9 protein-coding genes are annotated in these 12,753 nt (G+C 58.8%); 4 read left to right on the top strand and 5 right to left on the bottom strand.

Going from position 1 to position 12,753, the window contains the following annotated elements; all coding sequences use genetic code 11:
- Positions 1 to 95 precede the first annotated feature (95 nt).
- Entirely contained in the window at positions 96 to 719 is a 624-nt protein-coding gene (locus LU684_RS29000; protein ID WP_023049045.1) for a glutathione S-transferase, read from the bottom strand.
- A 266-nt stretch (positions 720 to 985) separates the two neighbouring features.
- Here LU684_RS29000 and LU684_RS28995 point away from each other — a divergent pair, with 266 nt between their 5' ends.
- Positions 986 to 3,433 (top strand): acyl-CoA dehydrogenase, encoded by a 2,448-nt coding sequence (locus tag LU684_RS28995; protein ID WP_070086757.1) that lies wholly within the window; start codon positions 986 to 988, stop codon positions 3,431 to 3,433.
- Between the two features lie 51 nt (positions 3,434 to 3,484).
- Here the strand turns inward: LU684_RS28995 and LU684_RS28990 are convergent, their stop codons facing one another.
- Complete coding sequence (locus tag LU684_RS28990; RefSeq protein WP_232895310.1) at positions 3,485 to 5,008, bottom strand: hypothetical protein; 1,524 nt, start codon at positions 5,006 to 5,008, stop codon at positions 3,485 to 3,487.
- A 142-nt stretch (positions 5,009 to 5,150) separates the two neighbouring features.
- On the opposite strand from LU684_RS28990, the gene LU684_RS28985 reads away from it, so the two are divergent.
- The 3 genes from LU684_RS28985 (at position 5,151) to LU684_RS28975 (ending at position 7,078) form a co-directional block, all read left to right on the top strand.
- Positions 5,151 to 5,561 (top strand): PA2817 family protein, encoded by a 411-nt coding sequence (locus LU684_RS28985; RefSeq protein ID WP_016485468.1) that lies wholly within the window; start codon positions 5,151 to 5,153, stop codon positions 5,559 to 5,561.
- Between the two features lie 169 nt (positions 5,562 to 5,730).
- On the top strand, positions 5,731 to 6,282 hold the full coding sequence (locus LU684_RS28980) for a fimbrial protein (RefSeq protein ID WP_232895309.1): 552 nt from the start codon (positions 5,731 to 5,733) through the stop codon (positions 6,280 to 6,282).
- A gap of 58 nt (positions 6,283 to 6,340) precedes the next feature.
- Positions 6,341 to 7,078, top strand: coding sequence for a fimbrial biogenesis chaperone (locus tag LU684_RS28975; RefSeq protein ID WP_016485466.1), 738 nt, complete (start codon positions 6,341 to 6,343; stop codon positions 7,076 to 7,078).
- Positions 7,079 to 7,087: 9 nt separating this feature from the next.
- On the opposite strand, the gene LU684_RS28970 is transcribed toward LU684_RS28975, so the two are convergent.
- The 3 genes from LU684_RS28970 to LU684_RS28960 form a co-directional block, all read right to left on the bottom strand.
- Positions 7,088 to 8,536: a hypothetical protein gene (locus tag LU684_RS28970; RefSeq protein WP_232895307.1), complete on the bottom strand. Its 1,449-nt coding sequence runs from the start codon at positions 8,534 to 8,536 to the stop codon at positions 7,088 to 7,090.
- 65 nt (positions 8,537 to 8,601) lie between these two features.
- Positions 8,602 to 10,716, bottom strand: coding sequence for an autotransporter outer membrane beta-barrel domain-containing protein (locus LU684_RS28965; RefSeq protein ID WP_177336043.1), 2,115 nt, complete (start codon positions 10,714 to 10,716; stop codon positions 8,602 to 8,604).
- 214 nt (positions 10,717 to 10,930) lie between these two features.
- On the bottom strand, positions 10,931 to 12,640 hold the full coding sequence (locus LU684_RS28960; protein ID WP_232895306.1) for a hypothetical protein: 1,710 nt from the start codon (positions 12,638 to 12,640) through the stop codon (positions 10,931 to 10,933).
- Between the last annotated feature and the right edge of the window lie 113 nt (positions 12,641 to 12,753).

Raw genomic sequence — 12,753 nt, 5'->3', positions numbered from 1 at the left:
CAGGCGAAGTCACTGGCGCAGTGAGTGCGGCCATGGTGCAAGGCCATGCCGCACAAGTACAGTCACATCTATTGATAATGACTATCGAAGCAGGTTCAGGTCAGTGCAGTCATCACTGCCGCCTGGTAGGCCGGGCGCTGTTTCAGACGTTGATACCAGGCTTCGAGGTGGCGCATGGCCGGGCGCTCGATGGGCATTTCAAACCAGGCATAGACAAAGCTACCCAGTGGGATGTCGCCCATGCCGATCTGGTCACCGGACAGGTAAGGTTGTTTGGCCAGGGTTTCGTCAGCAATGGCCAGCAACTGGGCACATTGCTTGTGCGCGGCGTTGATCGCCACCCAGTCGCGCTGGTCTTCAGGCGTGCGCAGCAGGCCCCAGAACAGCGGGCGGAACGGGGTGGCGAGTGACGAGGTTGTCCAGTCCATCCACTTGTCGGCCAGGGCGCGCTGGCGCGGGTCGTCCAGGTACCAGCCCTGCTCCGCGCCGTATTCGGCGCACAAGTAGCGGACGATGGTATTGGATTCCCACAGCACCAGGTCGCCATCTTCGAGCATGGGCACCAGGCCGTTGGGGTTGAGGGCGCGGTAATGCGGTTCGTTGACCACACCGAAAGCGCCGCCGGCGTCGATGGACTCGAAATCCAGGCCCAACTCGTGGGCGATCCACAGCGCCTTGCGCACATTGCTCGAATTCTTGCGGCCCCAGATCTTCAGCATGGCAACGTCCTTATGAATGCGGAGATCGTGCAGTCTACTCCAGACCTTCGCCGCCTGTACCGGCCTCTTCGCGGGGCAAGCCCGCTCCCACAATCAATACGTTGTTCAATGAGAGCGGGTATGCCTGCAAAGAGGCCGGCACTCACGAACAAATGAACTGAAACTCCCACCGCCACACCCTGTCACTGTTCTGAAGCTGCCGTTCACAGCATTGCGTCTAAGCTGTCTGGGACGGCTCAAGCCCTTGGTTCCAAGGAGGACCGATTATGTTGCTGTTGTGGTTGGTAGTGCTGGTGATCGGCGCGGCGTACCTCACGCACCGGCGCCTGGCGCCCTTGCAGATTCTCGGCATCATGGCGGCCTATGTGCTGCTGATGGGCATTTTCAGCAGTGCCCCTGGCTGGCTACTGGCCCTGATCTGGGTGGTGCTGGCCCTGAAGATCGCTTTGGTGGCACTGCCGGAGTGGCGGCGCAAAGTGTTTACCGCTCCGGTGTTCCGCTGGTTCCAGCGCACCCTGCCACCCATGTCGCAAACCGAGCGCGAAGCCATCGATGCTGGCACGGTCTGGTGGGACGGTGAACTGTTCAGCGGCCGCCCAGACTGGCGCACCCTGCTGGCCTACCCGGCACCAAAGCTGACCGAAGAAGAGCAGGCGTTCATCGATGGGCCTACGGAAGCACTGTGCGCCATGGTCAGCGACTGGCAGATCGGCCAGGACCTGGACCTGCCGCCCGAAGCCTGGCAGCACATCAAGGAGAACGGCTTCTTCGCCCTGATCATTCCCAAGGAATACGGTGGCAAGGGCTTCTCTGCCTACGCGCACTCGCAGGTTGCGATGAAACTGGCCACACGCAGTGGCGACCTGGCGTCCACGGTCATGGTGCCCAACTCCCTCGGCCCGGCCGAACTGCTGCTGCATTACGGCACCGATGAACAACGCAACCACTACCTGCCACGCCTGGCGCGCGGCGATGAGATCCCCTGCTTCGCACTCACCGGCCCCCTGGCCGGGTCCGACGCGGGCGCCATGCCCGACACCGGCATCATCTGCAAGGGCCAGTGGCGCGGCGAAGAAGTGCTGGGCCTGCGCCTGAACTGGGAAAAGCGCTACATCACCCTGGGCCCGGTCGCGACCTTGCTGGGCCTGGCATTCAAGGCCTACGACCCGGACCACTTGCTGGGCGAGCAGGAGGAACTGGGTATCAGCCTGGCCCTGATCCCCACCGACACCCCCGGTGTCGAGATCGGCAAACGCCACCTGCCGCTGGGCGCGGCCTTCATGAACGGCCCCAACAGCGGCAAGGACGTGTTCGTGCCGCTGGACATGCTGATAGGCGGCCAAGCCATGCTCGGCAAGGGCTGGATGATGCTGATGAACTGCCTGTCGGTAGGGCGCTCCATTTCCCTGCCAGCGGTCGGCACTGGTGCGGCCAAGTACACCAGCCTGGTCACTGGCCAGTACGCGAACATACGCGAGCAGTTCAACGTGCCGCTGGCGGCCTTCGAGGGCATCCAGGAATCGCTGGCACGCATTGGCGGCAACGCCTGGTTGATGGACAGCGCTCGCCTGCTGACCGCCAAGGCCGTGGACCTGGGCGAGAAGCCTTCGGTGCTGTCGGCAATCCTCAAGTACCACCTTACCGAACGTGGGCGCGAATGCATTCAGCACGCCATGGACGTGCACGGCGGCAAAGGCATCATCATGGGCCCCAACAATTACCTGGGTCGCAACTGGCAAGGGGCGCCGATCTTCATCACGGTCGAGGGCGCGAACATTCTCTCGCGCAACCTGATGATCTTCGGCCAGGGTGCCATCCGCTGCCATCCATTCGTGCTGAAGGAAATGGCCTTGGCCGGGCGCGAAGACCGGGAGCAGGCACTGATAGAGTTCGACGACCTGCTGATGAAACACATCATGTTCGCAGCCGGCAATGCCGCCAGCACGCTGGTGTTCAACCTGGGCCTTGGGCACCTCGAGCCAGTACCTGGGGATGCCTTGAGCCAAGGTTACTTCCGTGCCCTCAACCGTCAGGCCGCCGCCTTCGCCCTGCTGGCTGACCTGTCGATGATGCTGCTGGGCGGTGCGCTCAAGCGCCGCGAACGCCTTAGCGCGCGCCTGGGCGATGTGCTCAGCTACCTGTACCTGTCCAGCGCCGCGCTCAAGCGCTATCACGACCTGGGCTCACCCGAGCATATGCAGCCCTTGCTGCGCTGGGCCATGGAAGAAAGCCTGGGCCAGGCGGAAAAAGCTCTTGATCAGCTGCTCGACAATTTTCCTAACCGTTTCGTTGGCTGCGCACTACGCCTGCTGGTTTTCCCCTTCGGCCGCCGCCACACCGGGCCAAGCGACGAACTGGATGCCGAGATCGCGGCCCTGATAGGGCGCAGCAAGGGCGATCCGGCGCTGGAAGAGCTGCTGGCGGGCTGCTTCAGGCCGCAGGCCAAAGGCGACCCGGTGGCGCAGCTGCAACGGGCAAGCGATTTGCTGGATGAAACAGCGCCCGCGCGCAAGGAACTGCATCAGGCGCTGAAGGACGGCAAAGTGAAGCCTCGACATGGGCAATCGTCAATCGACGCGGCAGTTGAGGCGGGCATCCTTCAGCAGAGCGAGTGCCAGCGGCTGCAAGCGTTGGAAGCCGCGCGAAGACTGGTGATCGATGTGGATGCCTTCGACCCACAAACGCTGCTACCAACCAAAGGCCAAGTGCGCTGACTGCACACTTCACGCGCTCCCGGCAACGCCGGGGGCGCGCATTGGTGTGGCTCATTGCAGATCCAGCAACTGATCGACAGCTAGCGGCGGCAACACGGCGACCGCCCAGTACCATCTACGGTTATCCGACTCGACGGCCAAAATAGCCGAACAGCCACGCAAATCCGTACCAGGGGTGTACAGGCCCTCTTGAGAAACCGAGCCGTTGCCCGCCAACACTGTCCACTCAATATCTGCGGAGTCGACAACCTCCTCGACATCGTTTTTGTTGATGAAACACAGTGACAGCTGCAGCTTCCCCTGGACCTTCCCCAGGCGTAAGAAATGAGTGGGTGTCATGTTGAAGATAAGAAAAGCTGCGGAAGCTGACGCCCCACCGCCATCAATTTGTGCGATGTCAATATTTACCGGGACCAGATCGCCTGCCTTCAAGACGGCCAAGGGTACGGTTTTACTGTCGTCGTCAGGCGTCACACTCGATGCTGGCAGGACGGGTGGCGATTTATAGAACCATACCCCAGCCTCGCGCTGCAAAGTACCGCGGACGTCTCCTATCAAAGAGACGCCTGCGGGGTGAGTCATTGCCACCTGCATGGGGTAACGCACCGATCCGCGCTGAACCACCGTGATGATCGGATTGATGTCCTTTATTACATCCAGCGGTTCAGCACGTACTGTGATCGCATCCGGTAAAGACAGCCTTGGCAAGAAGATCATCTGGTAGATCTCTTCTGAAATGGGCTGCCACTGCCCTGCCCTGAGCGTCTGATAGGGATAGATGATATAAGGCAGGTTCAGTAGCCACTCGCTTTCTGCGTCCCCGGGAACGCGCTTCGTGGCCATGCGCACCTGGACCATGAATGAGTGGTTTTTATCGTGTTCGACCCGATGAACTGGAGTCGTTGGTACAGCAGATCGCAACGTGTCGCGTATTGCTTGCGAAAACGAAAAATACAGTACGAGCTCTTCACTATAAATAATTGGCTTGACGACGGTGAGTTTGAACGAAGCATTGGCAAACAGTGGCGAGTTGTACTGTTGCCTACCCAAACTCATGAGGGAATCATTGATACTACGCAGCGCCTGCGCATATCTGGCAGCCATAAGCGTATCGTCCTGGCCATCTCGAATCAGGTGGTAATCAGCAGCAGGCACGTCGCTAAGCACCACTAGCCCGTCCGGCCGATAGGTGCCCTCACGTTCAGCCAGGAGGAAATCCGCCCGCAATAGCGCGTCACGGCTGGGTTTACTGACCTGCATGACGCTTCTGACGGGCACACCCGAATTCTTGCTCATGATCAATTCGACAGCTTCCGAGAGCACACGGGACAACGATGCAGAAGCCGCTGAACCCGCAGTGCTACCCACAGCAAGCAAAGGAGCCCCCACTACGCCGTAGGACCTGAACCAGGTCTGGCCAGGGGTAATGATCGTTTCAAGCATCAAGGGCTGAGAATCAGTTTGCTCGTGTGCTTTAGCCAACGCAGTGTTCAGTTGGTTTACGCTGACCATGATCAGCCCGTCCCACCCATTCAGTTCAGAGGACGATTGGTTGTGTTCGTTATCCATCGCCATGCTCGCTCTCCCAGGTCAGGTGTAAGCGAACACTAGACCCGCCTCGCTGAGCCCTACAACTGGCAAAACTATCAGTACGTGCCCCTGCTCGTCGGTCACGCGTATACTTCAACCTCGTTTTTTACACCCCGAGGACCGCCTTATGGCCAACCCACATCTGGAATACCACCTGCAACTGCTGAACCACCTGCGCACTATCCTGGTGGCACTGGGTGAAGCCGAGCAGGTACCGCAGGAGAGCCACGGCCTGTTCCTCGAACGCTTCGACGAAATGCTCACCCTGCTGCCGCAAGACCCGCTGGAAAGCCAGTATCTGGGCCAAGACCTGCTCTGCCAGGTAGTCCAGCGCTACCCTCAAATTGCCCACTTGGTGCCACGCGACCTGTTGTGGTTCTTCGGTGGCGACTGCCTGCACTACATGCCCGACGAGGAACTCGCGCTGTATCAACAACTTGAGGAACTGCGCTACGAAGCCGGTGAACGCGGCGAACCTTTCGACTGGCACCAGCACAAGCAACTGCTTAGCCTGTCAGGTAACAGCCAGAACCAATGACCGGGGGCCCCTGCTAGTGGTAGGGGTCTGTCGAAAATGCCCATCGGTTTGCATGACTCGACCTACAGCCCCAAGCAATCACCATCCCTACCCTGTACGGCGCACTGGATAAATACAGAAAGTGCCGTGCGTTTGGCGCACGCCAACCAACAGCGTAGGAAGCACATCAATGAAGATAGCCATCATCCCTCTGGCACTGGCGTTCGCCAGCACTGCCGCCATGGCAGCACCGGCAACAGGCACTATCAATTTCTTTGGCGCAGTGACCGATGGGGGCCCATGCCCCATCGAGGTGGTTGACCCCGACTCCGGCGTCCCTGCCCGCGTTGAACTAGGCCATCCATACACAAGCCACTTCAAAAACGTCGGCGATAAGACCGAGCCTCGTCAGTTTGCCCTCAAGATCACACCCAACAGTGAGTGCAGTATCCCTAGCGGCACGGAAGTGGATGTCACTTTTAATGCCGTAGGCAGCCCTGTTGGCCCAGCAAACGACCTGTTCCCGCTCGTGGCTGGCGGTACCTCGACCCCGGATCTCGCCATCTCGATCCGCGACAAGACCGATACCCGCCTCGCCCCGGGAGAAACCTCGGCGAGGTACCTGCTGGACGAACTTGCTCCCACGCTCATGCTGTTCTCCGCCCATTACGAGGCCATCAGCACACCGGTCAAGGAAGGGTCTGCGCTCGCCAACGTGAATTTCGTCGTTAACCTTCCATAACGCAGCACGCCGGGTGCGCCAGCACCCGGTCCTTGCTCTCAACCGCCAGGCTTACACAATGTCATTCACTTCTCCCCGGCTGCGCTCTGCCGCCTGTCTGTTCGCGTTGCTCGGCTGCCTGAACAGCGCTCACGCAGCTCTAACACTCAGCAACAGCCGCATCATCCACGAAAGCGACAAGAACAGCAGTTCCGTCACAGTCGGCAATCCCAGTACGAAAACCTACGCGGCGCAAGCGTGGGTCAACACCGAAACGGACGACACCACCACGGCCGTGCCGTTGATCGCCTCTCCCGCCCTGTTCCGCATACAACCGGGCGATGAGCAGTCGGTACAGATCAACCGCCTGCCCAATGACCTGCCGCAAGATCGCGAGTCGCTGTTTTTCTTCAACCTGCAAGAAATCCCCCAGGCCGAGGCCAATGAGCGTAATACCCTCAACATCGCCTTGCGCACCCGGATCAAGCTGTTTTACCGGCCGAGCCAGCTCAAAGGCAACCCGCAAACCCACCTCAAAGACCTGAAGTGGTCAGTGCAGCGCCTCGAGGGCCAACTGCGCCTGGTGGTCGACAACCCCTCGCCGTTCCACTTCACGTTCGGCATGCTCGAAGTCAAGGGCAAGGGCAAGACAGAACCGCTCAAAGGGCGCGAAATGGTAGCGCCGTTCGGGCGCCAAACCTACACGCTTGCCAGCACCACGGAGTCGGACGACCTTTCATTGACGCTCAATGCGTACAATGATTACGGCGGGATCACGCCAGCCATCACGGTGCCTCTGCCCGTCGCGGTCCAGTAACGCGGCCATTCATAGTATGTTCATCCAGAGCCTGCCAAAGTTGGGCAGTAGTGGCCAGGTTGTACCATTGTCGTAGCTGAGCTTGGCGGTGACCTCCAGCTGTGAGCCGGGAACCAACTGGCGGAGGTATGACAGCGGAATAGGCACTGGCACGCCGCTACCGATACCTTCGGCCACATCGGTTTCAGACAACTTGTAATTGACCAGAATAGGGTGGAGTACCTGGCCGTTGCGGGATAATCCCTCTGCCTGGAGCGATACCCGTTGATCGACGCTGATGTGCAACCACGTTCCCAGCGTGACCAAAGGATCCGAGGTCAACCCTCCTACGTCCAGGTTGCCTCCTGAGCGTCCGCCGAGCTGTGGCGTAGGCATATTGGCCGTTGGAGTAGGGGTCACTTTGACACTGCGTGTATCTGAAGGCAGTGGCTCGTCACCCACCAGCACCCGGTAGTACAACTGTGCTTGCTTGCTGGCCATGGCCACCACATTACGCAACGGAACGGCGTAATCGTTCTTTCCTGAGACGCCTTCCTCACGCCAGGCGCCGAAGCACTCCTCGTCGCCCCAGAGCAACTCGAAGGCCTCACCCGGTTTTATGACCGCAGCCTGCGGAATGCTCACATCAAGCGCGGCGTTGAGCTTTCTCAGCTCCAGCTCGGCCGACTGGCCCAACAACGGCACTTCCAAAGCCGGCAGTACACGCGGCGCCGGCTGCGCAGCGACCTCCAGGACCGATGGCGTCGCGACCTGGCTGGCATTACCAGCGCGATCCTCGATGAGGTACTGCGCATAACGCATCCCATCCCCTCGATCAACGATCACGTCGCCTGTGTAGGCAAACTCCAAAGGTTTTGCAAGGTCCTCGCGGGTGAGCACCCAACGGTCGACCTCGTTGTTTTCAAACGGTTCGCTGTCCCAGTAATAGATGATGACATCCCCCGGCGCTGCGCCCTGGTAGTCAGGCATCAGGGCCAGCAGACGATTACCGTGGGTGAGCAGGAAATCTTCCGTCAGGTCGCTGTCACCCAGTTCGGGAAACTGCAAACGCCCATTGTTGGCGCCCAGCACCGGCGGGGTCTTGTCGACTGTCAGTGTGAGGTCATCTGAACGCAGTTCGCTGGCGTTATAGACATGCCCCACATAGTGAAACTGCAACGTGCCTTCGCTGAAGCAGTCGGGCGTGATTTCCACGAAACGTTCACTTTCTGGTAATGGCTGAGTCCATCTCCTGTCGCCTACCTTGACACCCTCACAGAAAATTTCGACCGACTCGGGTTCCGTCGGCGTCGGCCTGGAATGCTGCCACAACGTGAACTCGAGACGCACAGGGTCGGCCAATGCCTTGATGGGCATCAGGTTCGGTACACCCCCCGGGATGTTCGGCAGAGCAGCGGGGGCGGTGGGCGCCGGCAGGGCATTGGCGACCCTCACTCGAACGATGTCTGCATTATCCATAGCGGTCTCCTGGCTCAATGGCGAAAAAAAAAGGGTAGGCCCAATGCCTACCCTGTACTAATGCCTCACCAGCTGTAGCGCACCCCGACATTCGCCCCCCAGGGCTGTTCAATGTGTTCACCATTGCTGTAGTCGAAATCGGCATGCAGTTGCAGCCGCTCGTTAAGTGATATCGCCAGCCCCGCCCCCAGTTCACCACGTGAGCCGGACAGGTCGTTGTCGAAACGGTTGTCATTGACTTTGACGTCGTTACTGTTGACGAACTCATGAGCGTATGCCAGGCGCACGTATGGCTGAGCGAAGCGCCCTTGGCCAAGGTCGTAGGTACGGCCCACGGTAGCGCCGACTTTGCCCAGCAGCGAGCGGGTATCGTCGCCATTTGCCCGCAGGCCGTTATCCAGCTGGTAATCCTTGCCTTCGATACTGACGGCCGACCATTGGGTGTAGGGCTCGACGAAATAGCCATTGCCCAGTTCGACATGGCGGCCGAACTCGGCAGACACGCCCAGCCCGAGGTTGTCGTAATCACCCTTGGTACGCTTGCCATCACTGAGGGTCACCTCGGAGGAGTTGTCAAACCGGTTGAGTTTGACGACACCGTCGAAGTAATACCCGCTCGCGGCATCCAGCCACGTGCTGTAAAGCCCCAGGTAATAGCTTTTCACGTCGGCCGAAGCCCCGCGATCAAGGTTCAGGTCCGAACTGCTATGGCCCGCCATGACCCCGACCAGCCACTGCCCATCACCCACCGGCAGCGGGGCATCGGCACCGATGGAGAACCCTTGCTGGACCTGTTGATAGCCGCTGCCGGCTGTGGTCGATACATTGAATTTGTTGCCGTATGCCCGGACCCAGCCACCCGCCTTGCCTTCATCCTGGCGCAATTCACCCATACGGCTACGCAGCGTGGTGAGTTCGCCATACCAGACAGTAGGGGCGGTGTTGAACAAGGCCAGCACCGACGCCGTGCCCGGGCTGATGATCTTCCTCGAACCATCCAGGAACCAGTCGTTACCCCGCTGCGCCAGTTCATAGGAGAACGCGCCAAGGTCGACCGAGCCGTTGAGGAGCGAAAACTGTGCATCACCACTGCCAGCATGAACCAGGTGAAGCTGGCTTGCCTCCAGCGGATCCGCGCCGCTGCTGCCAACCAGCAGGCTGTGAGCACCGGTGGCAGAGCCGGTCACTTCAAGAAAGTCAGTTTGCCCGGTGCTGAAATCGGCATCCATGATGAAGGTGCCATTGCCACTCAACTCCCCAACCGTCAGGCGCTGGTACTGATCGGCTTCGCCAAAACGTACCGAGCCTGCATTCAGGGCCAGGCTGCCAACGGTGCTGTCTTCGACCATATTCCAGCGCGCGCGGTTGGCCACGGACAATGCCTCGACGTTTTCCAGGCGCCCGGTCAGGCTTGCGTCTTTGTCGAGGCTGATGCTCGCACTGGAGCCCGCTTCCACCTTCACATCGCCGACCAACGCACTGCCCTCGACAGCCATCGTCGCTGCCGAGTTGCCCAGCACCTCCAGCAGGATGCCATTGCTGCCCACCAGACTCGAACCGGGCCCTACCTGGACAGCGGCCTTCGCTGGCCTGCCAGGATAGTCGCCGACGACAATCGCCGAGCCATCCTTGCCCTCCACTGTGCTGCCCACCAGGGTGACCTTGGCGGGTTCCGTGAATGCACTGTCACTGATTATCTCCAAGCCACTGCCTGCCCCCGTCAAGGTGCTGCCTTGGGCATTTAGCGCGGCGTTGCCAAACAACGTGGCGGCACTGGATGTGCCACCTCCGACCAAGGTGCTGCCCTCCAGGTTCAAGGTAGAATTCGCCGACAGCAGCGCACCGCCTTGCCCCCCCTCCACATGGCTGTTGACCACTGTCGCCGTGGACCCCTCGAGATCGCTACGCTGCAAACGCAAACCGACGCGGTCGCTGACAACCTTCGAATTGCCAGAGATGATGGCATTCCCATTGACCACCGAAACGGCATCAGTGCCATTACCCGTGACAGTGCTGTCGGTCATCCGAAGCGTACCGGCACGCACATCGATCCTTTCGGTGGTGGCACCTTCGGCAACCAGTTCCGCCCCCCGGTTGACGCGGTAGCTGTCAAGAGGCGTATCTTGGCCAATGTTCAACTGATCATCGACAATCGTAACCGCGTGGCTGACTTGTGACATTGAAAATGCCGAGGCCAATAGTAAGGCGTGGGCGAGCGGATGCATTCTTGCATGTCCAGGAATCATGGATTTTACCCCGTTAATACTTCGTATAGATGAACTGTTCTGACGCTACGAATTCCCGAGATTACAAGTCCAGTTCCGAAATAACTGTAGGATAATTCTGATTTTCATTTTGGCTTCATCCGTGACTTTTCTACGCACCCCACTCCACCTACGGTTTAGGTCTCAAGTCGCAGGTTGTTAGGCCGTTATGCATGGTAGCAATCGTCTCCTGAACGGGGGACTCGTAAGTTTTTTCATTCAAAACAAACGAATAATTCGCTCGCGCACGACCATCGGGCCTATTATTCTCCGGGTCATAAATTTGCTTCACGTATGTTTCGAATGGTACTTTCCAGATATAACCTTGTGCTTTGATCTGCCCCCAAGTTAACTCTTCATCCAACGCAGCTCCCGCCACAGGATCTTCGCCAGTATAATCATGCACTGCGGACCAGTGCATAAATACGTGGTCCTCGTCCTTCAAACCATGCTCGGCCAGGTCTGGCACTTTCACACGGACTGCCGGTTCCACGTCATCTTCACCTACGTAAATCGATCTACAGTCCAACCAACCCAATTCGCTAAGCCCGAGGAAATCAGGTGCAACAGGATGAATACCCACAGCCTCTACCAGCACATGGGTCTCTTCCGAGCGAATCGGGTTCGGGTTTCCTGGGCGTTGCACTCTGTAATAAACGAGCACGGTGTCGTCGCCTCGCGCCTTGATAACGTCCCACGGGACTGTTTTGGTTATTTCAGTTCCGGGTTCGCCATCCTGAACTTCATGATCTATACCTTCTATATAGGCATCGCCCCAATAAAAGGTCAGCACATCACCCTGCTTGAGCGCGGCATTGACTAGAAGTGTGAGCGTTGCCGGCTGTTCATAGTCCCCAGGATCTACCAAGTGGTTCTCCCCACCCGATTCCCCGTTGATCGTGACTTTCTCCAGCCCCGGATTCAACGGATCCGGCCACTTAGGGTTACCAGGGCCAATTTGCTCCAGGTTGACATTCACAACGATGTTTTTCGAACCTTGCAGCACAGTGCCGCGACGAACCTCATAGGCCACGGAAGTTGATTTATCCCCTGTACCGTCTGCGCCGTAGTCCGCAAGCAAGGTGTCAGCATGGATGGAGAACGCTAGTGGGAACACCGGCGAGTCAGTGACCGGCCGCCACTCCGAAGGGGCCTGCTCGCCCCAAATAACCCGCACCTGGTCGGTGGGTTTCCAGTTGTCAAACTTGGGGACCTGCACAATAACCCCGTCAAAGGCATCCTGCTGGTAGATTCCCCCATCCGCCGCCTGCGGTACGATCGGGTCCTTGAGGTTTGCGGGCAGCGCCCCTAGGGCGACGCCGATGTGGGTGATATCTGACAGGTGGCTGTTGTTGCCTGCCTTGTCCAGCAAGACGTAGACAGCCATTACACCGCCATCCCCCACCCTCTCGATCACGTCGGCTGAAACAGGCAGTTGTGCCGGTAGTGCACCAACTTCCACGATACCGACCGGGTCAACACCCCACGGGTCTTCAGGAATCGATGCTTCCCACCAGTAGGCAACCCGGTCACCAGGCTGGTAGTCAACATATTCGGGCAGTTCGAGTTTGACGCCGCCTTTGTTGGCATCCGTGACTGCAGGGATAGCCGGGATTTTTGTAGGTGCAGTCTGATTGTAGGGTGGCACACGGTCGAAAATAAGTTCAAGGTCTAGCGAGTCACTATGCTCCCCATGGTAATGCGCAACTTCATAAGTGAAGGTATTTATACCCTCCCCCCACTTAGCAATCAATTCCTTTGGCACTTCGCAATCAAAGGGGAATTTTCCTTCGTCTCCCCGAAAAAACTCTGCGGTCGTGATTTCTGTACCGGTTTGCACATGCAAAATCGTCAGCGTATCGTGAAAAGTAGGGTGGGCGGCCTCAGGTTCCAAGTGCAACAGTCAGTTGATAATGTTGAGCCGATTGGTTGCCAGCAGTTGCAGATGATCCG

Source organism: Pseudomonas sp. NMI542_15, from assembly GCF_021283425.1.
GTDB lineage: Bacteria > Pseudomonadota > Gammaproteobacteria > Pseudomonadales > Pseudomonadaceae > Aquipseudomonas > Aquipseudomonas fortuita.
The sequence above is the reverse complement of the archived record's forward strand: the minus strand, read 5'-3'. Positions and strand labels throughout refer to the sequence as shown.